Annotated in this window: 16 protein-coding genes, 1 tRNA gene and 6 pseudogenes; 9 read left to right on the top strand and 14 right to left on the bottom strand. The window is 69.9% G+C overall.

Annotated elements, in window-relative coordinates:
• Positions 1 to 17: 17 nt before the first annotated feature.
• Positions 18 to 1,034, bottom strand: a complete 1,017-nt coding sequence (locus ACIPFH_RS35030) for a zinc-dependent alcohol dehydrogenase family protein (protein WP_401833021.1) — start codon at positions 1,032 to 1,034, stop codon at positions 18 to 20.
• 173 nt (positions 1,035 to 1,207) lie between these two features.
• On the opposite strand from ACIPFH_RS35030, the gene ACIPFH_RS35025 reads away from it, so the two are divergent.
• The 4 genes and pseudogenes from ACIPFH_RS35025 to ACIPFH_RS35010 all read left to right on the top strand — a co-directional run bounded on the left by ACIPFH_RS35025 (position 1,208) and on the right by ACIPFH_RS35010 (position 5,689).
• On the top strand, positions 1,208 to 2,089 hold the full coding sequence (locus tag ACIPFH_RS35025) for a helix-turn-helix transcriptional regulator (RefSeq protein WP_401833019.1): 882 nt from the start codon (positions 1,208 to 1,210) through the stop codon (positions 2,087 to 2,089).
• A 155-nt stretch (positions 2,090 to 2,244) separates the two neighbouring features.
• Positions 2,245 to 3,075, top strand: a pseudogene (locus tag ACIPFH_RS35020) (aldo/keto reductase); the annotation flags it as partial.
• On the top strand, positions 3,008 to 3,418 hold the full coding sequence (locus tag ACIPFH_RS35015; RefSeq protein WP_401833338.1) for a TatD family hydrolase: 411 nt from the start codon (positions 3,008 to 3,010) through the stop codon (positions 3,416 to 3,418). The pseudogene ACIPFH_RS35020 and the gene ACIPFH_RS35015, both read left to right, overlap by 68 nt.
• A 510-nt stretch (positions 3,419 to 3,928) precedes the next feature.
• On the top strand, positions 3,929 to 5,689 hold the full coding sequence (locus ACIPFH_RS35010; RefSeq protein WP_401833016.1) for a S8 family peptidase: 1,761 nt from the start codon (positions 3,929 to 3,931) through the stop codon (positions 5,687 to 5,689).
• Positions 5,690 to 6,185: 496 nt separating this feature from the next.
• Here the strand turns inward: ACIPFH_RS35010 and ACIPFH_RS35005 are convergent.
• The 8 genes and pseudogenes from ACIPFH_RS35005 to ACIPFH_RS34970 form a co-directional block, all read right to left on the bottom strand.
• Positions 6,186 to 6,259 (bottom strand) — tRNA-Met (locus tag ACIPFH_RS35005).
• Between the two features lie 1,080 nt (positions 6,260 to 7,339).
• Entirely contained in the window at positions 7,340 to 7,519 is a 180-nt protein-coding gene (locus ACIPFH_RS35000) for a hypothetical protein (protein ID WP_401833361.1), read from the bottom strand.
• Between the two features lie 59 nt (positions 7,520 to 7,578).
• Positions 7,579 to 7,635: pseudogene (locus ACIPFH_RS34995) on the bottom strand (DUF6207 family protein); the annotation flags it as partial.
• 23 nt (positions 7,636 to 7,658) lie between these two features.
• Positions 7,659 to 7,856: pseudogene (locus ACIPFH_RS34990) on the bottom strand (UBP-type zinc finger domain-containing protein); the annotation flags it as partial.
• Positions 7,853 to 9,337: an ATP-binding protein gene (locus ACIPFH_RS34985; RefSeq protein WP_401833014.1), complete on the bottom strand. Its 1,485-nt coding sequence runs from the start codon at positions 9,335 to 9,337 to the stop codon at positions 7,853 to 7,855. The gene ACIPFH_RS34985 and the pseudogene ACIPFH_RS34990, both read right to left, overlap by 4 nt.
• Positions 9,334 to 11,000: pseudogene (locus tag ACIPFH_RS34980) on the bottom strand (FAD-dependent oxidoreductase). The gene ACIPFH_RS34985 and the pseudogene ACIPFH_RS34980 overlap by 4 nt, the downstream one beginning before the upstream one ends.
• A gap of 334 nt (positions 11,001 to 11,334) precedes the next feature.
• On the bottom strand, positions 11,335 to 12,150 hold the full coding sequence (locus ACIPFH_RS34975; protein WP_401833011.1) for an oxidoreductase: 816 nt from the start codon (positions 12,148 to 12,150) through the stop codon (positions 11,335 to 11,337).
• Positions 12,151 to 13,036: 886 nt separating this feature from the next.
• Complete coding sequence (locus ACIPFH_RS34970) at positions 13,037 to 13,660, bottom strand: TetR/AcrR family transcriptional regulator (RefSeq protein ID WP_401833008.1); 624 nt, start codon at positions 13,658 to 13,660, stop codon at positions 13,037 to 13,039.
• A 418-nt stretch (positions 13,661 to 14,078) separates the two neighbouring features.
• Here ACIPFH_RS34970 and ACIPFH_RS34965 point away from each other — a divergent pair, with 418 nt between their 5' ends.
• The 3 genes from ACIPFH_RS34965 to ACIPFH_RS34955 all read left to right on the top strand — a co-directional run bounded on the left by ACIPFH_RS34965 (position 14,079) and on the right by ACIPFH_RS34955 (position 17,713).
• Positions 14,079 to 15,014 (top strand): alpha/beta fold hydrolase, encoded by a 936-nt coding sequence (locus ACIPFH_RS34965; protein ID WP_401833005.1) that lies wholly within the window; start codon positions 14,079 to 14,081, stop codon positions 15,012 to 15,014.
• 68 nt (positions 15,015 to 15,082) lie between these two features.
• Positions 15,083 to 16,102, top strand: a complete 1,020-nt coding sequence (locus tag ACIPFH_RS34960; RefSeq protein ID WP_401833336.1) for an NAD(P)/FAD-dependent oxidoreductase — start codon at positions 15,083 to 15,085, stop codon at positions 16,100 to 16,102.
• A 111-nt stretch (positions 16,103 to 16,213) separates the two neighbouring features.
• On the top strand, positions 16,214 to 17,713 hold the full coding sequence (locus ACIPFH_RS34955; protein ID WP_401833334.1) for an MFS transporter: 1,500 nt from the start codon (positions 16,214 to 16,216) through the stop codon (positions 17,711 to 17,713).
• A gap of 352 nt (positions 17,714 to 18,065) precedes the next feature.
• On the opposite strand, the gene ACIPFH_RS34950 is transcribed toward ACIPFH_RS34955, so the two are convergent.
• Genes ACIPFH_RS34950 through ACIPFH_RS34940 form a run of 3 tightly spaced genes read right to left on the bottom strand, consistent with a single transcriptional unit; the run spans position 18,066 to position 21,123 of the window.
• Positions 18,066 to 18,473 (bottom strand): hypothetical protein, encoded by a 408-nt coding sequence (locus ACIPFH_RS34950; RefSeq protein WP_401833002.1) that lies wholly within the window; start codon positions 18,471 to 18,473, stop codon positions 18,066 to 18,068.
• Positions 18,470 to 20,191 (bottom strand): hypothetical protein, encoded by a 1,722-nt coding sequence (locus tag ACIPFH_RS34945; RefSeq protein WP_401832999.1) that lies wholly within the window; start codon positions 20,189 to 20,191, stop codon positions 18,470 to 18,472. Before ACIPFH_RS34945 ends, ACIPFH_RS34950 begins: the two co-directional genes overlap by 4 nt.
• Positions 20,188 to 21,123 carry a serine/threonine-protein kinase gene (locus ACIPFH_RS34940; protein ID WP_401832996.1) on the bottom strand — a complete coding sequence of 312 codons (936 nt, stop codon included), beginning with the start codon at positions 21,121 to 21,123 and terminating at the stop codon, positions 20,188 to 20,190. The genes ACIPFH_RS34945 and ACIPFH_RS34940 overlap by 4 nt, the downstream gene beginning before the upstream one ends.
• Before the next feature lie 297 nt (positions 21,124 to 21,420).
• Here ACIPFH_RS34940 and ACIPFH_RS34935 point away from each other — a divergent pair.
• Positions 21,421 to 21,699, top strand: a pseudogene (locus ACIPFH_RS34935) (IS1380 family transposase); the annotation flags it as partial.
• 93 nt (positions 21,700 to 21,792) lie between these two features.
• Here the strand turns inward: ACIPFH_RS34935 and ACIPFH_RS34930 are convergent.
• Positions 21,793 to 22,437: pseudogene (locus ACIPFH_RS34930) on the bottom strand (transposase); the annotation flags it as partial.
• A 488-nt stretch (positions 22,438 to 22,925) separates the two neighbouring features.
• Here ACIPFH_RS34930 and ACIPFH_RS34925 point away from each other — a divergent pair.
• Complete coding sequence (locus tag ACIPFH_RS34925) at positions 22,926 to 23,141, top strand: DUF6243 family protein (protein ID WP_401832994.1); 216 nt, start codon at positions 22,926 to 22,928, stop codon at positions 23,139 to 23,141.
• A gap of 106 nt (positions 23,142 to 23,247) precedes the next feature.
• On the opposite strand, the gene ACIPFH_RS34920 is transcribed toward ACIPFH_RS34925, so the two are convergent.
• Positions 23,248 to 23,688: a hypothetical protein gene (locus tag ACIPFH_RS34920; RefSeq protein WP_401832991.1), complete on the bottom strand. Its 441-nt coding sequence runs from the start codon at positions 23,686 to 23,688 to the stop codon at positions 23,248 to 23,250.
• Positions 23,689 to 23,698 lie beyond the last annotated feature (10 nt).

Genomic DNA, 23,698 nt, shown 5'->3' with positions numbered 1-23,698 from the left:
TGTGGACGCGTCTGCGCTCAGGGCTTGAGGAGGGCCTTGATGGCGCGACGCTCGTCCATCGCCTTGTAGCCCTCGGCGACCTGCTCCAGGGGCAGGGTGAGGTCGAAGACCTTGCCCGGGTTGATCCGGCCGGACAGGACCCGGTCGATCAGATCGGGCAGGTAACGGCGCACGGGGGCAGGACCGCCGCGCAGACCGACGTGGGAGAAGAACAGCTCCTGGCCGTCGACCTCCACCTCGTGCGGGACGCCGACGAAGCCGACGTTGCCGCCGGCCCGGGCCGAGTGCAGGGCCTGCCGCATGGACTCGGGAGTGCCGACGCACTCCAGCACGGAGTCGGCGCCGATGCCGCCGGTGAGCTCCTTGACGCGGGCGATGCCTTCCTCGCCGCGTTCGCCGACGATGTCGGTGGCGCCGAATTCGAGGGCGAGCTGCTGCCGGGAGGTGTGGCGGCTCATGGCGATGATCCGCTCGGCGCCGAGTTCCTTCGCGGCGATGACGCCGCACAGGCCGACCGCTCCGTCACCGACGACGACGGCTGTCGAGCCGGGCTTCACCTCGGCGGCGAGGGCGGCGTACCAGCCGGTGCCCATCACATCGGAGACGGCGAGCAGGCTGGGCACGAACTCGGCGTCCGGGTGTTCGTCGGTGGCGACGAGGGTGCCGTGGGCGTTGGGGATGCGGACGTAGTCGGCCTGGCAGGTGCTCATGAACTCGCGGTGCAGGCAGTTGGACTGCCAGCCGTTGCGGCAGTTGGCGCAGGTGTTGTCGGAGGTGGCGAAGGAGCCGACCACGAACTGGCCCGGCCTGACGTGGCTGACCCCGCTGCCCACCTCCTCGACGACGCCGACGTACTCGTGCCCCATCGGGTGCGGGTCGCCGATGGGTTCCGCGCCGCGGTAGGGCCACAGGTCCGAGCCACACACGCAGGTGGCGACCGTGCGGATCACCGCGTCGGTCGGCCGGAGGATCTTCGGGTCGTCCAGGGTCTCGAAGCGCACGTCGCCGGGGGCGTAGATGACTGCTCCGCGCATGGGGTCTTCCTTCGGTGCGAGGGTCGGTGTGCGGGCAGCCGGTGGTCACGAAATCGGCTGCTCGACATCGAGCCTCACACGCGAGGGCTGACGCGAAAAGCGGAGAAATCCATCCCGGGAGGGGAACATCCTGGGAGCAAACTCTCCCCCCTTTCCCGAGTGGAATCGGTGTCATGCTGGGAAGCATGACCGCCAACGTCCCCCTCAATGAGCTGGGAGAATTCCTCAGGAAGCGCCGCGCCGAGCTGAGCCCGCGCACGGTCGGACTACCCGAGAGCGACAGGCCCCGCCGGGTCGCCGGGCTGCGCCGCGAGGAGGTCGCCCAGCTCGCCAGCATCAGCACCGACTACTACACCCGCCTCGAACAGGGACGCATGCAGGCATCGGCACCCGTGCTGGACATCCTCGCCCGCATCCTCCACCTGGATGACGACGAGCGCGGCTACCTCTTCCAGCTCGCCGGCAAGACCACCACCCGCACCCGGCGCCGCGGCCGGCAGAAGGTCCAGCCCCAACTGCAGCGGGTCCTGGACGACCTCACCGCCACCCCCGCCATCGTGCAGGGCCGACGCGGCGACATCCTCGCCTGGAACGCACTGGCCGCCGCCCTGGTCACCGACTTCTCCCACCTCCCGGAAAAGCACCGCAACTATCCCCGGATCATCTTCACCGATCCCGCCATGCGCACCCTGTACGCCGACTGGAAGACCTCCGCGCACATCGCCGTGGCCCAACTGCGCATGGAGGCCGCGAAGTATCCCGATGACCCCCGCCTGATCGAGCTGGTCGGCGAACTGTCCATGTGCGACAAGCAGTTCGCCCGATGGTGGGGCGAACACCACGTCGCCGCCCGCACCGTGGGCACGAAGACCCTCAACCATCCCGTCGTCGGCGAACTCGTCCTGGACTGGGACACCCTCACCGCCAACACCGACCCCGACCAGAACCTCACTGTCTGGACCGCCGCCCCCGGCTCCCCCACCCACGAACGACTGCGCATCCTCGCCTCCTGGGCCGCCGACCAGCACCTGCCCGCGTCGCCACCACTCACCTGACCCCGTCGGCCGCTTCCACGACTCCGGCGACAGACGGCCGAGGGCGTTCACCGTGCCCCTCAGCCGCTCTGACTCTCGCGCCATGAACGGGCGCTTCCCGCGCCTGAGCCGGGCTTTCGTTCACCCTCACCCGCCGCCGCGCAAGGAGCACCGCGATGCACACCCGCACCCTCGGCCAGGGCCTCGAGGTCTCGGCGATCGGACTCGGCTGCATGGGCATGTCCCAGAGCTATGGCCCAAACCCCGGAGACCCGCAGGACATGATCGGTGTGCTCCGCGCCGCCGTCGACCGCGGCATCACCTTCTTCGACACCGCCGAGGTATACGGCCCCTACGCCAACGAAGAACTCGTGGGCGAGGCGCTCGCCCCGGTGCGCGACCAGGTCGTCATCGCCACCAAGTTCGGCTGGCGCATCGAGGGCGGCACGTCGGTGGGGCTCGACAGTCGGCCCGAACAGATCAAGAAGGTCGCCGACGCCTCGCTGCGCCGGCTGCGCACGGACACGATCGACCTCTTCTATCAGCACCGGGTCGACCCCGACGTCCCCGTCGAGGACGTCGCGGGCGCGGTCGCAGAACTCGTACAGGCGGGCAAGGTACACCACTTCGGCTTGTCCGAAGCCGCCGCGGCGACGATCCGCAGGGCCCACGCCGTCCACCCCGTGACCGCCGTGCAGAGCGAGTACTCCCTGTGGACCCGCGACCCCGAATCCGAGGTACTGCCCACACTCGCCGAACTCGGCATCGGGTTCGTGCCGTTCAGCCCGCTCGGCAAGGGCTTCCTCACCGGCACCGTCGACACCACGACCGCGTTCACCGAAGGCGACATCCGTACCACCATCCCGCGGTTCAACGAGGACAACCTCGCCTCCAACCAGGCCCTGGTCGACCACGTCACCACGCTCGCCCGCGCCAGGAATGCCACCCCCGGACAGATCGCCCTGGCCTGGCTCCTCGCCCAGCACGCGTGGATCGCCCATTTCCCGGCTCGCCCAGTCCGGCGCCACCGCCGCAATCCTGCACTGGTACACAGGCCCACTGGCTCTGGTCGACGAGGCCTTGGCCGCGGGACTGTGGTTCTCCGTCAACCCGATCATGACCACCTCGGTGAAAGGCCGCGCCCTCCTCGACCTCCTCCCGCCCGACCGTGTCCTCCTCGAGACCGACGGCCCGTTTGCCCGTCACAATAGGCGCCCCGCCCGACCCGCAGACCTCTCTGGCGTGGTCGCCCGCCTCGCCACCCGCTGGGCGCTGACGCCCGAACAGGCTGCCCAGCACATTCACGGCAACCAGCAGCGCTTCCTCCACGCCACCGGACTTCCCCAGTGATGGGAGTTCGGGGCGGGTCCGCTCGGTGCGGGCTGGGGCCAGGTGCCGGCGTTGATCCAGGCGAGGACGCCGGTGGCGTACTGCTCTCGGGCGCCGGGATGAGGGGATCGGTGATGGTGGTGGGACCGTCGTAGGTGATGTGGATGCGGGCCGCAGGCCCTTCGTACAGAACGGCCTCGAGGCGGCGATGGCCAGGGAGCGCCTCGGGTCGGGTCCGGCTCTGGTGCGGGCAGCACGGCCGGCGCCAGGTCGGCGGCGTATGCCAGGGCGCGGTCGGCGTCGCCGAGCTCCCGAGGGGTCTCGACCCCTCGATGCCCGGAGTGCGTCTCTTTTCAGCCATGCCCGTATGACGTCCCTGCGCGGAAAGGTACTTCCGTACAGGAGCATGCACCTGACATCTTGCATCCACCACTCGTTTCGTACGGCCCGGCCGGTGCCCTCAGCACGGCCGGGCCGTCTCCGGAGGACGCATTGATACCCCACATATCCAGCCGACCTAGACGCACGCTGGTGCTGGCGGCCACGCTCGGCGCCGCCCTCGCGTTCGGCGCCCCGGGTGCCCTCGCGGGCACGCTCCCCGTCGCCTCCTCCACCGCGCCGGCCGCCAAGGCCCACGCTCCGGCCGCCGTGCCGGCTTCCCAGACTGCGACCTGGGTGGCCGGCACGCGTGCCTACCTCGTGATCAGCGCCCCCGGTGACAGTTCGGCGGTCCGCTCCGCGATCGCGGCCAACGGCGGCACCGTCTTCTCGAACTTCGACGCCATCGGCGTGATCGTCGCCCACTCGGCGTCCAGCGGATTCGCCGCCACCATGCGCGGCGTCGCCGGCGTGCAGCAGGTCGGCGCCACGCGCACCTCGGACGTCCCGGCCGACGCCTACAGCCCGGCGCTCCCGACAAATCCGGCCCAGGCCTCGACCCCGGCCGGAGAACCGGTCCGGGCCGACATGAGCCAGATCAAGGCCGACCAGGCCTGGGCCGTGAACCCAGGCTCCGCCTCCGTCACGGTCGGCATCCTGGACACCGGTGTGGACGACCAGCACCAGGACCTGGCGCCCAACTTCAACGCGGCCGACTCGGTCTCCTGCGCCTACGGCAAGCCCGACACCCGTGCCGGTGCCTGGCGGGACGTCGACACGCACGGCACCCACGTAGCGGGCACCATCGCCGCGGCCAAGAACGGCAAGGGCGTCGTCGGCGTGGCCCCCGGGGTGAAGATCTCCGCGGTCCGGGTCGCCGAGCCGGGCAACTCCTTCTTCTTCGCCGAGAACACCATCTGCGGCTTCGTCTGGGCCGGTGATCACGGCTTCAAGGTCACCAATAACAGCTATTACACGGACCCGTGGCAGTTCAACTGCCCGGACAACATCGACCAGGCCGCCATCATCGAGGGCGTCAAGCGCGCCCAGGAGTACGCCGAGGGCAAGGGCTCCCTCCAGATCGCCGCTGCGGGCAACGAGAACTACGACCTCGCCCACAAGACGACCGACTCCGCGAGCCCGAACGACTCGACGCCGGTCACCCGCACCATCACCAACGCCTGCCTCGACATCCCGACCGAGCTGCCGGGCGTGGTCACGGTCGCGGCCAACGGCACGGGCGTCACCAAGGCCTCGTTCTCCAACTACGGGCAGGGCGTCATCGACGTCGCGGCGCCGGGCAGCAACGTGTACTCCACCGTCCCCGGCGGCGGCTACGGCAGCAAGAGCGGCACCTCGATGGCCACCCCGCACGTGGTCGGCGTGGCGGCACTCATCGCCAGCGCCGACCCGGGCATCACCCCGGCGCAGATCCGCGCCAAGCTGGCCGCCCAGGCCAACGACATCGCCTGCCCCTCGGACAGCCGCTGCACGGGCACGACGGCCAACAACTCGTTCTTCGGCGAAGGACAGGTCGACGCCCTCAAGGCCGTCGGGACCACCCCGCCGCCCGGCAAGTACTTCGAGAACCTCGCGGACTTCGCCATCAACGACAACGCGACCGTGGAGAGCCCGATCGCCGTGACCGGCGTGACCGGCAACGCCCCGGCCACCCTCAAGGTGGGTGTGGACATCAAGCACACCTACATCGGTGACCTGAAGGTCGACCTGGTGGCGCCGGACGGCACCGTCTACACGCTGCACAACCACGCCGGCGGCAGCGCCGACAACATCGCCCAGACCTACACCGTGAACGCCTCCTCGGAGCTCGCGAACGGCACCTGGAAGCTGCGCGTCAACGACAACGCCGCCTCCGACACCGGCAAGATCGACTCCTGGAACCTGACCTTCTAGCGCAGGGCCCGGCAACGCCCGCGTACAGCACGCACTGCGCCGGCGACAGCGCCCCGCCCGCGGCCGCGGACAAGGCGGGCTGCGGTCTGTTCGGCCAGGGCTGCGAACTGCTCGGCGGCAGAGGGCATATGGGCCTCGGCGGCGGTGTACGCCGCGGTCGGGGCCACCATGCCGGAGGCGTCCAGGAAGGCCGCGGACGGCCTGGGGCCGGTGTCCAGCTCACCGTGCGCCTCCCTGAGGAGCTGCAGGGCCGTGTCCGCGCTGACCGTACGGGCAGCGGGGCCGCGGCTGCGCGCGCCGGCCCCGAGGAGTGCCGGCCGGCTCGAGCGGCGGGCCGCCGTCCCGGCCCGGACTGCGAAGGCGGCCTCGCCGTGGCAGGTCTACGCCTTGCGCACCGACTCCTGCAGGGCGGCCGCGAGTGACCCTGCGCGCGGCATCTTCACAGCGCATAACGCATCTGGCCCCCGTGACATCGTGTCAAGGGGGCCGGAGTCGGTATCGGGGACAGGATTTGAACCTGCGACCTCCGGGTTATGAGCCCAGCGAGCTACCGAGCTGCTCCACCCCGCGTCGAAAGGCTGCAGCCGCGTCGCACACCGCGTCGGCCACGACCTCCGCTTCGGATCGGTGCCCGCCGCCAAGACGGCCGCCTCGCTGCCGGTCGCCTCGGTCGCTCGGCTTCGCGCGCCGGAGCGGTACGACGCCGATCAGAAAGAACGGCCGTGAAGTCCGCCCGCGACCCGCCCATGCAGCGCATACACCGGCCGCGGGATCACCGACCTCGCTGGATGAGGCAGTGAGCGCCCCCGCCGCCCTTTGGGCCCCGGTCCCCAGCCCATCCCGCCGTTCCCGAGGCCGCTACCGCTCAGGCGGGAACCGCCGGAGAGCGAGCCGCCGTCCAGCCCCCGCCGAAATCATGGAGCCGGTCACTCAACGGCGCCTGGTCGGTCCGGACACGACCGACCCGCCTGACATCACTGCAACTCCGGAACTGTTCAGGCGCGTCCACCAAGGGGGGCAGCCCGGCCGAGACGGCCCGCACACTCCGGCCGCGACGGGCGGTACGGCCGTCCTTGAGCATCCGGCGGGCCCGCGCGCGCCACGCCTGCGCCTCTTGGCCCCGGCCAGCCTCACGGTGCACTGCTGCGACGCGCAGCGTCGCAGCACGGGTCCGGGCGGCCAGCACCTCGGCGACGAGGGCCATCGGGCCCTGGACCTGTACAGCTCCGGGAGTGCCGCGCAGGCACAGCACGAGACGCCGGTCCGGCTCGGTGCCGCCAAGGTCACGTACGTACACTCGGGCCCGGTTCAGGCCGGTGGCAATCTCCGCGAGGCCCTCCAACTCCGGCCATGTGCTGGCCCGCTCCGTGACGGCTTTGCCGCCTCCCGGGGCAAGGACCTTGCTGTTCGAGCAGAAGTTATGGACAGGGTTTCAGCCTGTCCGATGTCCAGACTCAGGCCCTGCTTGATAGTCCTGAAAACGACGGCGGCCTCACCTCGGTCGCCCTATCTCACCGGTCGCTGGTTCAGCGTCGCTTTCCGGGCTCGGGGGCGGTGGCGCTCTGGCTGACGCGGCGCATGGCCTCGTACAGCGCCGCATCTTCCGGCGGGTTCGGCAGCAGGCCGGGGGCGGGGCCTGGAAGGACTGGATCATCCAGGCGACCAGCCGGCGCCAGGCGTCCGGGCGGCATCGGCCGTGGCGCCGAGGACTCCGGCGTTAGCCATCAGCAGCAGCACGAGATCGCGGCTGGTGAGGTCCTCGCGCGGCTGCCCGCTGTCCTTGGCGCGGCCGACCCCCGCATCCAGCGTCGTCCGTTCCGCTTTCGCCATTGCCCCCATCCGACGAGCAGCTGCTGGACGGCGAGCGCGGTGGCGTCGTCAGCGGCCGCGACGTCGACGACCAGGAGGCCGGGCTCACTCACGTGCGCCTCGTTGATCGGGGCCATGTACGCCACTACGAGGACAGTCCGTAACTGCGGATCACCGGATGGCCGGTGGCCCGGAAGTGGCCAGTGGCGTGCTTGGCGGGTGAGTCGTCGCAGCAGCCGATGTGACCGCACTGGGCGCAGCGCCGCAGATGGAACCACCAGCCGCCGTCGGCGTCGCACTCCACGCAGCCGGCACCGCTGGGCGGGACGCCCGGGTCGATGCCGGTGTCCTTGGTCATGAGGGCTCCCGGGCCGGGTCGGGGACGGCATCGGGCCCGGCGTCAGGGTCGGTGGCGGTGAGAGGGAGCAGCACCTGGAAGCGGGTGTCGCCGGGTACGGACTCGACTTTCAGGTCACCGTGGTGCTTGTTGACGACGATCCGCCAGGAGATGTCGAGCCCCAGCCCCGTCCCCTCGCCCACCGGCTTGGTGGTGAAGAACGGGTCGAAGATCCGGCCGCGGATCTCGGCCGGCACTCCCGGGCCCGTGTCGCGGAACTCCACCAGCAGCCGGTCGTGCACCAGAGCGGTGCGTACGGTCAACGTCCCTTCGCCGCCCGCGCCCTTGATGGCGGAGACCGCGTTGTCGATCAGGTTGGTCCACACCTGGTTCAGTTCGGCCGAGTAGGCGGGAATCCTCGGCACCGAACGGTCGTACTCCTTCACAACCTTGACCTGGGGACCGATCTTGCCCGACAGCATCAGCAGCGTGCTGTCGAGGAGTTTGTGCACATCGGCGACCTGGTACGGCGCGCGGTCCAGCTGCGAGTACTGCTTGGCAGCGTCGACGAGATGCGAGATACGGGTGGTGGAGTCCTCGATCTCGGACATCAACAGCTCGGCCTCGACCGTGTAGTTGAGGCACTCGATGGCACTCTGCAGGATTCCCGGCTCGTCGACGGCCGCCGCGATCTGCTCCAGCCAGTCGACGTCGAGACCGCCCTGCACGAAGGTCGGCGCGATCTGCCAGCCGTTCTGGACACCGTGGTCGTCGAGCCAGTCGGCGAGTTCGTCCTCCCGGTCGGACGCTTCGAGCGGGCTCAGTGCCGGAGCCTTGGAGACCCGCTCGGCCGTACGCTCCTGGAGGTCGACCAGGGCCTTCAGGGCGTCGCCGTGGTGGGGGCCCGAGGCGATGACGCCGAGCGTGTTGCGCATGTGCGCGACCCGGTCCCTGAGCGACGAGGTGGCCCGTACGGCCGCCGCGGCCGGGTTGTTGAGCTCATGGGTGAGACCCGCGGACAACGAGCCCAGCGCCAGCAGCCGTTCGCGCTGCCCGACGGCCCGCTGAAAGGTCTGCGAACCGAGGGTGATCCCCTCCAGGAGATGGACCGCCATCGGAAACCACTCGTGGATGAAGTTCGCGAACGATTCGGCGGGCAGGACGAAGAACCGCGTCGGCTCCGACACCCGCAACGAGTTCATGTACCGCTGCGGTTTCCCGTCCCAGAGGTACGCCATCACGGCACCCGCGTACACCCCTGGCTGGGACGTGCGGCTCACCTCGATGTCGTCGGCGCCGACCCGGCGGGACATGACGACCGTGCCCTCGATCATCACGTAGAAGTCGGTCGCCGGGTCACCCTCGGTGAACACCGTCCCGGGGTCGAACAGTTCGATCCGTCCCTCGCTGCACAGCCTTCCGAGCTGCTCGGGGTTCAGCTTCTCGAAGAGGAACAGCGGGCTGATCTCCGCCGCGCTGCACGGCATCACCTGCCCGCTCACGACTGCTCCAGATACCGGTGTACGAGCATCACGGCCATGGCTCCCTCTCCGACGGCGGACGCGACCCGCTTCGCGGACTCCGCGCGCGCGTCCCCGGCGACGAACACGCCGGGGATGTTGGTCTCCAGGTGGTACGGCGGCCGGTCCAGCGCCCAGTCCGCCGGTGGCCGCCCATCCGCGGTCAGATCGGGGCCGGCCAGGATGAACCCGCGCTCGTCGCGCAGCACCGTACCCTCCAGCCAGTCGGTCAGCGGGGCCGCGCCGATGAACACGAACAGCCACTGCGCGTCGACGAGTTCGCTCTGTCCGCTCGTTGTGTCGCGCAGCGTCAGCTGTTCCAGATGATTGTCGCCGTGCGCGGCCTCGACGGCCGTGTGGGCCCGTACAAAGATGTTCGGCGACTCGGCGATCTGCTGGATCAGGTAGTGCGACATCGACGCGGTGAGGTCCGCTCCGCGCACCAGCAGGGTGACCGACTTGGTGCCCCGGGACAGGTACATCGCCGCCTGGCCGGCCGAGTTGGCGCCGCCGACGATGTACACGTCGTGGCCCTGGCAGGCGGCGGCCTCGGTGAGCGCCGACCCGTAGAACACCCCGCGGCCCGCCAGCTCGTCGGCACCCGGCGCCTCCAGCCGCCGGTAGGACACACCGGTCGCGAGGATCACGCTGTGCGCCGCGATCGTCGACCCGTCCGCGAAGCGTACGAGCCGGGCCGCCCCGCTGCTCTCCAGACTGGTCACCTCCCGCGCGGTGAGGATCTCGGCGCCGAACTTCGTGGCCTGGGGTCGGTGAGCTGGCCGCCGGACACCCCGTCCGGGAAGCCCAGGTAGTTCTCGATCCGCGAACTCTGCCCCGCCTGCCCACCGGTCGCCGACCGCTCCACCAGCACCGTGCGCAGGCCTTCCGAGGCCCCGTACACGGCCGCGCCCAGCCCGGCCGGCCCGCCGCCGATGACGACCAGGTCGTAGAAGTCGGCCGTGGGAGTCGTCGCCAGGCCCACGTGCGCGGCCAGTTCGGGCACCTCCGGCTCGACGAGCGCCGTACCGTCCGCCGTGATCACCACTGGCAGCCGCTGTGCGTCCAGCCCGGCCGCCGCCAGCAGCCGCTGCCCTTCGGGTTCCTCGGCGGAGTACCAGCGGTACGGCACATGGTTGCGGGCCAGGAACTCCCGTACCTCCGACGAGCGCGCCGACCAGCGGTGACCGACGACCTTGGTGGCGGGCACCGGGCGGTAGTCGCTGCACCGCCAGACCTCCAGGAGGTCGTCGAGGACCGGGTAGAGCTTCTCCTCCGGGGGATCCCAGGGCTTGAGGAGGTAGTGGTCGAGGTCGACGACGTTGATCGCGTCGATCGCCGCGTCGGTGTCCGCGTAGGCGGTGAGCAGTACGCGGCGGGCGCCGGGATAGACGTCCATGGCGTGTTCGAGGAACTCGATGCCGTTCATCTGCGGCATGCGGTAGTCGGCCAGGATCACCGCCACCAGATCACCGCGCAGCTTCAGCTCCCGCAGCGCCTCCAGCGCGGACTCGCCGGACTCCGCGCGCACGATCCGGTACGACTCGCCGTAGCGCCGTCGCAGGTCACGGGCGACGGCCCGGGACACCCCGGGATCGTCGTCCACCGTCATGATGACGGTCCGCGCAGCGTCCGCGGCCTGTGCCATACGTCTCCCACCCCGAGTGATCGGATCACCGGTCGGCGCCGGCTCGGTGCCGCGCCGCCTTTCAGCCATCGTATGTTCGTCGCCCTGCTTCGCTCCGGTCAGCTCCGCCGCGAGCCGAGCACCCAGAACTCGTCGCCCTCCGGGTCCACCCGTGTGGTCCAGGACTGCTCTCCCTGGCCGATGTCCGCGTGCCGCGCCCCGAGGGCCGGCAGCCGGTCGACCTCGGCCTGCCGATCGGCCCCGCGCCGCCCATCCCGGTGGTCTCGCCGCGAGGGGCTTCGGTGTCTCTGGTTCGGACATGTGCGTCTCCTCAGGCGCCGGGTGTACTGCGGGGTCAGCCGGCCAGTCGGTTGAGCTTGCGGATTTGTCTGTCGAAGGCGCGCGAGGGCACGATCCGGCGCAGGACGCTGACGCGTGCGGCCATCGAGCCGGCGGTGTACCGGAGCTTGGGCTGGGAATCGGTGGAGGCCGCGACGATCACCTTCGCGACAACGTCCGGGTGGTCGGCGTTGCGCAAGGCCGTGGCCAGCACGTCTCGGGAGACCTCCCGCTGTGCGGCGTAGATCGGCAGGGGCGAGTCGGGTGCCATGCTGCTCGCCTCGAAACTCGTGCGTGTGTAGGTCGGCTCGACCAGTAGCATCCGGACGCCGTGCTCGCGAAGCTCGTGGTCGACGGACTCGGCGTAGCCCTCGACCGCATGCTTGGTGGCGGCGTAGACGGCCATGAAGGGCGCTGGGATCCGACCGAGCATCGAGGAGACGTTGACCACGCGGCCACTGCCCTGGACGCGCATCTGGGGCAGCACTGCGTTTGTCATCCGCATCAGGCCGAAGACGTTGATGTCGAAGACCTCCTTGGCCTGGTTGATCGAGCTCTCCTCGCCGGCGCCGACCGCGCCCACGCCTGCGTTGTTGACCAGGACGTCGATCCGGCCGAACCGCTCGATCACCTCCTCGACCAGGGAGCGGACCGACTCATCGCTGGCCACGTCGAGATCGAGGAACGTCACCCCGGCGAGCGGCTCGGCGTTCGCCGCATTGCGGCTCGTGCCGACCACCGCGAAGCCGGCGCCCACGAGGGCGAGCGCCGCCGCCCGCCCGATCCCGGAGGAGGCGCCCGTCACGAGGGCCACTGGGTGAGCTGTCTGCATGGCGGTTCCTTCGGTTGTGGGCATGACTTCGTCGTGCGCTGTGCGCGGTCGCCAGTCCTGCAAGCCCGGACCAAACCTGTCCGGCAAGCTCAGGATGGTTGTGTACTGAACAGTCAGAAACCTACTTAGTTCTGTACTGAGTTGTCAAGTACGGTGGTCGGCTTCACCTTTCTCCGTGGTCGCGACGACGGTGGCCGAGTGTGTGCGAGCGGCGCAGCAGGGGAACGCACAGCACTCCGTCGTCGTCGGCCACGATCACGTCACCGCGTCGGACGGTGGCCCGGTGAACGCGCCCGCCGTGGTCGCCGGCACGACAGGGAAGCCCATTGCCGTCAGCTCGGACGGACCATGTGGGCCTGCGCGGTCATGCAGCCCATCGCCTTGGTCTCGACGTCGAACACGGGTGTGATGTCCAGCAGCAGGTCGGGGGTGAACCTCGCAGACCTGTGCCTGGTTGCGGTCCCGGTTGTACGGGGTCGTTCGCCACGTGGGTGAGCAGGACGTCAGACTGACCGCCGCGCAGAATGGCGACCATCGGGCCAGTCGCCGACTCGTCGACGCCCAGCGGGAAGTCCGTACCGCTGCCCGCATCCGCGGGACGGCACCCAGCTCTACGAGGGCATCGAGGCGGAGCACTGGCACGAAGCGGAGCGGCGGCCGAAGTGCCACCGTCTGCTGCGGCGAGGCGTTCGGCGACTGACCGTACAGTTCAAGCCCGGCGACACCGCGCATGCGGTGGAGCAACTCGACTGGATGCGGGCGCAGTTCTTCACCAACCGCCCAGGCGACCGCCCGGCGGCTGGTGAACCTGCGGGCCGTGTCTGCGCGGCGTCGAAGCGGGCCGGCCGCAGCAGATGCCTGTGCAACGAGGCCGGCCGTGCCCTTCTCAGCGGTGGCGCGGGCGAGGCAGCAAGGCGAACGCGCTCTCCGCGATCGCGGTCAGGCGGTCGGGGCTGTGGCCGTACGCACCTACGACATCGCTCCCGCGGATGATGGTCAGCAGAAGGTACGCGAGGTCGTCGGGATCCGCGTCGGGGTCGATGTCGCCGTTGCGCTGCGCCGCTCGCACACACTCGGCCACCGCCGTCCGGACTACGGAGAAGCAGTCGTTGGCCAGGCGTTTCACCTCGGGATCGGAGGTTCCGATCTCCAGGGCCATCTTGGCGGCGAAGCAGGCCGCCGCCGTCCGGTCGGGAGCGGGGGGTACGTCGGGGGCGAGTGGCACCCCGTGGACGGCGCGGAGCAAGTAGGCGTGCAGTCGTTCCAGGGCGCCCTCGTCCGGTCCGGCGAGCGCCTTCGGCGGACCCTGCCCCAGCCGGGCGAAGTAGCCGGTCATCGCCTGAAGCAGCACGCCGTGCTTGCCGTCGAACGCGGCATAGAGGCTGCCGCGGCCCAGACCGGTGGCGGCGCTGATGTCGTCGACGCTCGTGCCGTTGTAGCCCGAGGCGCGGAACTGCCGCTCGGCGGCATGCAGGACGTGGTCGCGGTCGAAGCTTCGTGGTCTCGCCATGCATCGAAGGTAAAGCCGACCCGCCGCGCTTGACAACTCAGTACAGAACTATCTAGGTTTCCGACTGTTCAGTACACAACGGTTCTGAGCTCACCGGACAGGCTGCGTGCACGCCTGGCGCGATCGAGGGCAACCCATGCCTTTGAACTCCTCCGCGCCGCCCGGCGTTGCGACGTCTTCCAGGCCGGCAAGGCCCGGTCTGATCCTCACGATCCCGGCGACGGCGTGCTTCATCGCCGTACTGGATCTGTCCATCACGAACGTCCCAAGCGAACCCGGAGCCGGACTCTCCACTCGGTGAACAGCCACCGTCGTGACCGCTCACCGGCACTGACCCCGGCTTCAGACAGCCGTACTTGCTACTTGGTCCGGGCTTGCCGGACCGCGACGCCGCGAAGGCGGCTTGGAGGTCAAACTCATGACACAGATGACCCAGCGACCGCCCTTTGGCGAGGACTCCCCGGCCAGGGGGTCCCAGGCGACCGACCGCGTCCGTCATCGGACGGTTCAGGCGGGCGGACTGGAGGTCCCGATCCTTGAGGCCGGCAGCGGGCCGCTCGTTGTGTGCCTCCACGGGTTTCCCGACCATGCCGCCAGCTGGACAGGGATCCTCGACCGCCTTGCGCAGGAAGGGTACTGGGCGGTCGCGCCCGCACAGCGCGGATACTGGCCCGGCGGCGCGGCCCCCGACGGCTCCTACCGCATTGCCACGACCGGCCAGGACGTCCTCGCCCTCATCGAAGCCCTCGGGCGCGAGCAGGCGGATCTCATCGGCCACGACTTCGGCGCCGCGGCGGCGTACGCGGCTACGAGCCTCGACCCGAGACGCGTCCGCAAGCTTGTCACCATGGCGGGCCCCCCTGGCCGTCAACTGATGAACGCATTGGTCACCGACGGTGACCAGCAGCGACTCAGCTGGTACATGTTCTTCTTCCAGACAGCCATGGCCGAGGCGGCCGTCGCACTCGACGACTTCGCCTTCATCGACCGGCTCTGGCGGGAATGGTCGCCCGGCTACGAGCTGCCGGACGCGGAGCGTGCCGCGCTCAAGGAAACCCTGGGTGCTCCAGGAGTCCTGACCGAGATCCTGGGCTACTACCGCCAGTTGTTCACGCCCCCCGCGGACGAGGCGACCCAAGCCCTGCAAGCCAGGGTCTTCGGCGCCCTCACCGTCCCCTCGCTCTACCTGCACGGGGCCGACGACAACTGCATGTCCGTGCAGTTGAGCGACGGCATGGACGACCTGTACACGAACGGCCTCGAACGCGTCGTCGTACCCGGCGCAGGGCACTTCCTGCACCTCGAACAGCCCAAGACGGTCGCCGACCACATCGTGGGCTTCCTGAACAGCTGACCCCCCTCCAACCAACCGGAACTCGAAGGGTTGACCCAACCATGACTGACAAGGAAACGCAGGAGGCCATGGCTGTGGCGGCTCCTCCGTACGCGAGCGACGCACTGGCCGAGGGGACCGTCGACGCGGTGGTGATCGGCGGGGGCGCCGCGGGGCTGAACGGTGCACTGATCCTCGCCCGCTCCCGCCGCTCGGTCGTCGTGATCGACAGCGGCTCCCCGCGCAACGCGCCCGCGGAGGCCGTGCACGGCTTCATCGTCTTGGACGGCACCCCGCCGCCCGAGATCCTTCGACGGGGCCGGGAGCAGGTGCGCCAGTACGGCGGACGCGTCGTGTTCGGCGAGGTGGTCTCGGCCGAGTCCGCCGCCCCGTCGGCGGACGGGGACCTGCGGTTCACGGTCATCCTGGCCGACGGCCGCCGCATCATCGCTCGCCGCATCCTGGTGGCCACCGGCCTCACGGATGTGCTGCCGGAGGTGCCCGGGCTCGCCGAGCACTGGGGACACAGTGTGGTGCACTGCCCGTACTGCCACGGCTGGGAGGTGCGCGATGAGCCCATCGGCATCCTCGCCACCGGCCCGGCCTCCATCGGCCACGCGTTTTTGTTCCGCCAGCTGACCGAGGACCTGACCTACTTCACCCACGGCACCGACCTGGACGAGGACAGCCGCGCCCGCTTCGCCGCCCGCGGCATCCGCGTCATCGACACCCCGGTCACCGAGGTCGTCAACGACGAGGACGGTGCCCTCGCCGGGGTGCGCCTGGCCGACGGCCAGGTCGTGGCCCGCCGCGTCCTCGCGGTCGCCGCGCCGATGCAGGCCCGCACCCAGGGCCTGGAAGGTCTGGGCCTGCCGGTGCGGGACCTGCCGAACATGGGCCGCGGCTTCGCCTCCGGCACGGCCGGCGCCACCGAGGTGCCGGGTGTGTGGGTGGCCGGCAACGCCACCGATCTGGTCGCCCAGGTCGGGGCCTCCGCAGCGGCCGGCGCACTGGCCGGCGCCGACATCAACAGGATGCTGGCCACCGCGGACACCGACGCGGCCCTCCAGGGGATCGCCGAAGCAAGCCCCGAAGCGGCCACACGATGATCTCGAAGCCCTGAGATCTCAGCCCGTCACCCACTCACCTCACCTTCATCGGTGAGGAAACCCATCAGATTCCAGACGGCTTTCAGCCATGCCCAGCAAGCAAGGGAAAAAATGAGTACCAGCATCGACCGCGGGGCGCCCGCCTCCGGAAAGAAAGAGTCGGGCCTTCGCGGCTCACATGCCGTGCGCTGGTGGGTGCTGGCCGTCATAGGCCTGGCACAGCTCATGGTCATGCTCGATGCGACCGTCGTGAACATCGCGCTGCCCGAGGCGCAGCAAGACCTCGGCTTCAGCGACGGCAGCCGGCAGTGGGTCATCACGGGTTACGCCCTGGCATTCGGCAGCCTGCTGCTGCTCGGCGGCCGACTCGGTGACCTGTTGGGCCGACGTACCCTCTTCGTGATCGGCTTGGCAGGTTTCGGGGCCGCGTCCGTCGTCGGCGGCGCGGCCGGCAGCTTCGAGATCCTCGTCGCGGCACGCGTGGCCCAAGGCCTCTTCGCCGCACTGCTCGCGCCCGCGGCACTCTCACTGCTCAGCGTGACCTTCACCGAACCGTCCGAAAGGGCGAAGGCCTTCGGTATCTTCAGTGCGCTGGGTGGTGCGGGCGGCGCGATCGGGCTGCTGGTCGGCGGCATGCTCACCGAATGGGCCTCCTGGCGCTGGGTGATGTACGTGAACGTCGTCTTCGCGGTCCCCGCCCTGATCGGTGCATTGCTGCTGCTGGCCAAGCCCGTGATCACCAAGAAGCCCAAACTCGACATTCCGGGCATTGTCGTGGTGAGCGCCGCGCTGTTCGCCATCGTCTACGGGTTCGCGCACGTCGAGTCCACCGGCTGGACCAACCCGGTCGCCCTCGGCTCCATGATCGTCGGCGCGGTGCTGCTCGCGGTGTTCGTCTGGCTGGAGTCCAGGGTCGCGCATCCGCTGCTGCCGCTGCGAGTCGTGCTGGACCGGACCCGCGGTGGTTCGTTCATGGCGGTGTTCGTCATCGGCATGGGAATGTTCTCGATCTTCCTGTTCCTGACCTACTACTTCGCGGCCAGCCTCGGCTACTCGCCGATCAAGACCGGTCTGGTGTACCTGCCGATGGTCGCGGGCGTCGTCGCTTCGTCGACCATGATGCCTACGCTGGTGCTGCCCAAGGTCGGCCCGAAGATCGTCGTCAGCGCCGGCTTCCTGGTCGCCGCAGCCGGTATGGCCCTGCTGACCCGGCTCGAGCTGGACAGCACCTACGCCACCCACATCATGCCCGGCATGATCCTGATGGGTCTCGGCATCGGCACGGTGATGACCACCGCGTTCCAGGGGGCGACCTCAGGCCTGCATCACGAGGACTCGGGCGTCGCCTCGGCGCTGATCAACACAGGTCAGCAGGTGGGCGGCTCGATCAGTACGGCGCTGCTGACCACCGTCGCCTCATCGGCCGCGACCGACTACCTGACTTCGCACAAGCCCAGCGCACTGGCCGCGGCGCAGGCCGGGGTTGAGAGCTACACAGCCACCTTCGCGTGGGGCTCCGGGTTCTTCCTGGTCGGTGCGGTGATCGCGGCGTTCCTGATTCCGAATCGGGCTCTGGAGCCGTCGGAGGGCGAGCCCGTAATGGCCCACTGAGCCTGGATCCACCCTGGAGATGCCCTGCTACCTGCGCTGACTGTTGTGCTCAGGACACGAATCAGCGCAGGAAAGCAGGGCATCTCCAGGGTTCCACCGCGACCGTCTCGCCCTGCGCATCCACGACGGGTCGTTCGCCGCGATGGACCTCACCGCCCGCCAACCGCGCACCGGAGAACTGCTGTCCGGCCTCGTGCCGCCAGCGCCGGAGTCAGCGAGGGTCGTTCTTCGCCTGGCTCCAGGCGACCCGCCGTTCCGGGAGCACACAGACTCGCGAGCCGAGTAGGGCCACACCATCACATCTACGCGGGTCCTCCCGCCTCGCGCGCTGGGCGGATCCGGATGGGCCCAGTCAGGTCGGTGATGGTGGGGAGGTCCGGCTGCGGGTGGGGAGGGGGACGACGGTGGCGCCGCTGCGCAGGGCGTGGTTTTCGAGGGTGAGCTGGCGGATGGCCTCCTCGTACAGGGCGAGGGTCAGGCGCAGGTCGGTGTTCTCCTTCCGCAGTCGGTGCAGGTTCTCCTCCTTCGTCTCGTCGGCCTTCGGCCGGTCCGTGTGCGTCTCGGCGCGGGCCGCGGGGATCCGGGGCCGGAAGTGGGTGTCGATCAGGTCGGCGTAGTGGCGGTGGAAAGTGGCGTGGGGAATGCCGAGGCGTCGCTCGATGGCGGTCACGGTCGGCCGCCGTCCGCTGGCGAACGCCTCTTCCAGGACGGTATCTATGGCGGTCTTGACGGTGTCGGTGTCGGGCAGGGCACGTTTCACTCGGCGGGCTCCGGGGCGTGGCGGGTGAGGAACGCGGCCGTAGCACGGTGCTGTTCCTGAAGGCGGTGGCGCACGTAGGGGGCGAGGCGATCGCTGTCGCTCAGGGCTTCTTCCAACTGGGTGAGGTGACCGGCGAGAGCCTGGTGGTTGGCGGGCGTGAGGGCGTTGTTGCGGCAGGCCAGGGGCTGGCAGTCGGCCAGGACCGGCTGGTCGCCGGGATCGGAGGACGTGCGGCACAGGGCGCGGTCGGGGTTGTAGACACAGGTGACGAAGGTCCCCGGGTACATGTGCGGGTCGTGGCGGGCCACGATGCGCCGCAGGCGGGCTTCGTCGGTGACGACCTGGCCGTCGAAGACCGTGTGGCGGGCGAACTCGGCGAGCCGGCCCTCGGCCTCGTCACCGGCCGGGCCGGCCAGCGACGGGCGGTCGCTGTCGGCGCCCATCGCGGCGAGGAACTGGCCCCGGGCGAGGGCCTCTTCGGCCTCGACCTCGTCGCGGAACCCGGAGTCGCTGGTGCCGGCGTAGCCCTCGAACATCTGGATTCCCTGGTGGCGGTATGGCAGGGCCCCGGCGATGGTGCCGCCGGGGCGGCGGGCGATGAACCAGGCCAGGGTCCGTCTGAAGCGACGTGTGGTCAGGTGCGGCACTCGCCCGCGCTCCGGTGGGATGCCGTCCGGGCGTTGGTGTGCGGTGCAGTAGTCGTTGATCCACTTGATCAGGTCGGTGATGTCCGTATTGGTGGCGTTGCTGTCCAGCACGCCGTAGGGGCTGCTGCGTTGACGGTAGCTGCGGGAGGTCAGAGGCGGGGCGAACAGGTAGGGCTGGTCGGCCGGTTGGAAGCGTTCGAGGACGGCGACGGCCCGGGCGACCGGAGCGGTGACGATCCAGGTGGCCTGCGCGCCGTGGGCGTCCTCGCCCTTGAAGGCGAGGCTGTGCAGGCGGTGCCGGTAGACGCGGCCTGCGGGATCGCGCTGGACGCTCAGGCAACCCCGCTGGAGGTGCTTGGCCTCGGAGTCGCGCATCCCGGAGAGGTAGGCGATCACGATCCAGCACGCCCCCTGGAGCAGCCGCTCGTACCGCGGCACGTCGTAGTACGAGATCGCCGCGAGCCACGGACGGCCGTCCAACTGCCCTTGGACGCGGTGGGTGAGAGGGCAGTCGGAGTCCACGCCGACGTCGCGCGTGGCTTCGGCGATCATCCGTTCGGCATCGAGCCGCTCCAGCCGGTCGCGGTCATGGCCCAGCAGCCGGGCCAGGTGGCTCAGGCACGGCGCCGGCTGCCGCATGCGGCGCAACCGGCCAGCGGGAAGAGCGGGCAGGGGCTGGCGCCGACGGCGGTATCCGTCCAGCAGCACAGCCAGGGCCGGCACCGCGTCGGAGCTGGTCGGGATCCGGGCGTCGAGGACGGCACGCTCGTCACGGGCTACGAGGACGTCCTCAGCGAAGTCGTCGATCCAGCGCAGCGCCCACGTGAGCAGAGGGCACATAGCCTGCTCGGGGATCCGTTCGGTGAGGTTCTCGCCGAACCGCCGAGGGTTCGCGCGCGCCCATGCCTGCCAGGCCGGGCGCCGCAACGGGTCACTCGCCAGGGCGTCGGGGATCCGGCTGCGGTAAACCCACAGCATCCGCACCGCGCGGCGGTAGCGGTAGGTGGAGGTGAGGGACAACCGCTGTTGGGCGAGCTTGTGGTGGTAGGCGTCGAGGTCCTCTCCGCTCACGTGGGCGAGGGTGCGTCCGCGGTCGTGGACCCACGTGAGGAAGAGGCGTCCGGCTCTCGCTTCGATTCCGGCGTCGGAATCGGAGTCGGAGTCGCGGCGTCGTCGGCCGCCGCACGGCCGGTGGTCGGCATGCGCAGCAAGCGCTCGGCGTCCTCGGCCGACAGTCGCTCCGATGGCTTACTGGCGAGCAGGCCCTGGATCAGTGGGGCGAGCGGGCCGGCGGACCGGAGCTGAGGGACGGGTTCCATGGCGATGGCGTACATGGTCTCCGTCACCGAGTTCCGCAGGAACGGTGATCGGCCGTCCACCGCCTGGAAGAGCGTGGCGCCCAGCCCCCACAGATCGGCCTCGGGGCCCGGAGGGGCGCCGACGAGGCGCTCGGGGGCGATGAAGTCGACCGACCCCACCAGCTGGCCGGTACGGGTGAGAGCCGAGGTCTCGGAGGCCTGGGCGATGCCGAAGTCGGTGAGTATCACCCGGCCGTCGTCGGCCAGTAGCACATTCGCCGGCTTCACGTCCCGGTGCAGGATCCCGGCCCGGTGCGCCGCCCGCAACGCCGCGATCACCCCGCGGCCGATCCTGGCGGCCTCTTCGGGCGGGACCGGGCCGTGCGCCTCGGTCAGATCACCGAGGGTGGTGGAAGGCACGTACTCCATGACGATGGCGGGCAGGCCCTCGTCGTCCACGACGTCGTGGACGACGATGACATTGGGGTGGCTGATCCGCGCGGCGCTTCGGGCCTCGCGCCGGGTGCGCTCGAAGAGGGTGGCCAGTTCGTCGTCGTCGAGCTGCGGCTGCGGATGGAGCTTCTTGACGGCTACCTCGCGGGCGAGAACATCGTCGTGGGCGCGCCAGACGGTGCCCATGCCTCCCCGGCCGATCCTGTCGAGGAGGCGGTACCGGCCGGCGATCAGCCGTCCTTCGTCGGACACCGTGGTTTCCTTTCGGCTGCTGCGGAGCCGATCCGGTTGGCGGCGCCACGGGACCCCTCCGGCCGGGGTGCCGTCCAACGGCCCCTTGGCTACTGGCTGTTGCACGGAGCGGGTAAGTCAAGAGGGCGAGCATACTTCCGTTCGGACAGGCATTCGCATCGGCCACGCCCATCGTTGTCGCTCATCGGAAAAGTCTGCCGGAACGGACAGATCGCGGCGACCGACCGGTCAGTGCGCCGGGTCCGAAAGCCGCCGTCAAGTGCGGCGGAAGCGGCGCGCCGCAGTCCTGGAACGCCTATGGCTACGTCGTCGGGTCCGGCGCCCGGCGCGAGATTCACGGACGGGCCGGCGGAGGCGTTACTGCCGCGGCACGGCGTGGTGGGGTGGGCCGGAAGGCCACGCGTCAGTGCCCCAAGGTTTACTCGACAGTGCCCCGAGGATCGCCGTCGTGCCCGTCCTGCCTTGTCCCGTGTCCCAAACCGCATCTGGCTGGAGATCGTCCAGCTCGCCCTCGACCTGCTGGCCTGGATGCCGATGCTCGCCCTCACGGGCGAGTTCCCGCGTTGGGAGCCCAAGCGTCTGCGGCTGCGGCTGTTCTCTGCCGCCGCCCAGCTCGTCACGACCGCACGCCGCCGCTACGGCTCCGCCTGGCCCGCCACTGGCCCTGGATTGAGCCAGGGCGAGTTGGGCGGTGGTGATGTGGTCGGCTGCGGTGTTGGAGCCCGCGTTTCCCGGCCTGAGGAGGGCGGCGAGGGGCTCACCGGTTCCGCCCGGTCCGTGGTCGACGAAGGCCGTCAGCGGGTGATGGCCGTAGGTCTTCTTCCAGGTCGCGGCCGCGTCCTCCTTGTCGGAGTGGGCGATCACGAGGACGCCGTCGAGATCGATGACGACCTGGCCGTCGGCGTCCGGGGCGTTCTTGCCAGCCAAGGACCAGGCGCGATGGCGGACTTCGGACCGTGCGGACCGGATGGCATGCAGGGCTTTGTCGCCGGAGGCGGCGAGGGTGTCGATCAGACGGGAGATGGTCGGGTCGGAGGCGACCGGGCCGAAGACGGCTGGCTCGCACCGCAGCATCGCCACGTCCGCGAGGCAGTCCCCGCCCAGTGCGACCGCCAGGGCGACGTCCAGGAGGGCCTTGCCGGGATCGTGAACGGCCCGCGGTTTGCGCCACGGAGCCAGGGCCTGGGATATGGCCTGGTCGAGACCGGTCTTGCGGACCGTTTCGACGAGCAGGACCGACCCGGCCTGGGAGACGACCTGGCGGCCGTCGTCCTGGACACGGACACGAGGGTAGGACCCGATAGAGTGCTTCACCTGGGAAGTGCCTCCGGAGGTGGCAGGAACAAGGACCTCGACAATCATCATTCTTGCTGGTCAGGGGCACTTTCTGCTTTCCTGACCGCCCGCCGGACAGCCCGCTTCATGAAAGCGCGAGGTTAGCCCGGTGATCAGTTCCCAGCTGTGTCACGGAGTCGAAGGTCGCACTCGGGTGGGCTGACCGCGCACAGTGCCGCGGACGACGGCCCCGGGCGGGCGGCGGCCTCCGGCGGGTGCTGGCGGTGCTGAGATTCCCAGAAGGAAACGGCTGGCCCCGGGCGCTCGCCGAAGGCCCGGCCGACACCGGGGCGGCGAAAAAGTTGGTGTGCGGGGCCGACGGAACCAGGTAACGTCTTTGTCATGTTCTTCCAGACGCCGATTTACGAGTGAGAGCGTGATGGGCCCCTGCTGACGTCCTTCGACGTCGCCGCCCGTCCCCCACCGATGAATCCGTAGATCACTTCACATCATTACCGGGAGAACCCGTGACCGTGAGCAAGAACATCAACAACCCCGTGGGCATGGGCGGCGGCCAGCGCAAGAAACTGTCCCGCGCCGAACGGCAGAACAACGGTCCGCACCGCAACCTCGACCGCCAGGGCGCAGCCGACCAGAAGGCGGAGCTGGTGCGCAAGATGCGCGAGAAGGCAGGCGCAGCCGAGGGCGCCGGGCAGACGAACGACGACACCGCACAGAGCTGACGCACCGCCGCCGCAGGGAGGCACCGCATGGGGCAGGGCCCGGACCGCGACGCGCGGTCCGGGCCCTGCTGCAGTACCGCGGGGCTGAGTAGCAGCGGTACAGCGGTTAACGGCGAGAATGATCTTGCTGGCGCTGCTCGGTCTCAGCGTCCTCGACCACTTGGGCCTGGAGGCGCTGGCGGAGGCTGATCTCCTCGGGGGTGAGCGGGTAGTCGGGTCGGCGGATGCGGACGGGCTTGTGCTTCATGGGCAGGCCGTCGTCCGCCGCGGCGCTCTCGGCTTCCGCGAGTGCCCGGTACAGCGAGGCGACCGACGGGGACGTGCCCGCGTTCTTCCCGGCCTTGATGGTGAGCTTCTTGGCGATCTCGGGGACGGGGACTCTCTTGTCCTTGAGCGCGACGGCGAAGGTGAGCATGTCGTCGTCGATGACCGTCGGCCGCCCACGGTGGTTGCCCTTAGACGCGGCGATGACCTGGCCTTCGAGGGTCTTCTCCCGGATGTGGTTGCGTTCGATCTGTCCGGCGACGGCGAGGACGGCGAAGAACATGGCGCCCATG

Source organism: Streptomyces sp. NPDC088157 (assembly GCF_044741545.1).
Lineage (GTDB): Bacteria > Actinomycetota > Actinomycetes > Streptomycetales > Streptomycetaceae > Streptomyces.
The sequence above is the reverse complement of the archived record's forward strand: the minus strand, read 5'-3'. Positions and strand labels throughout refer to the sequence as shown.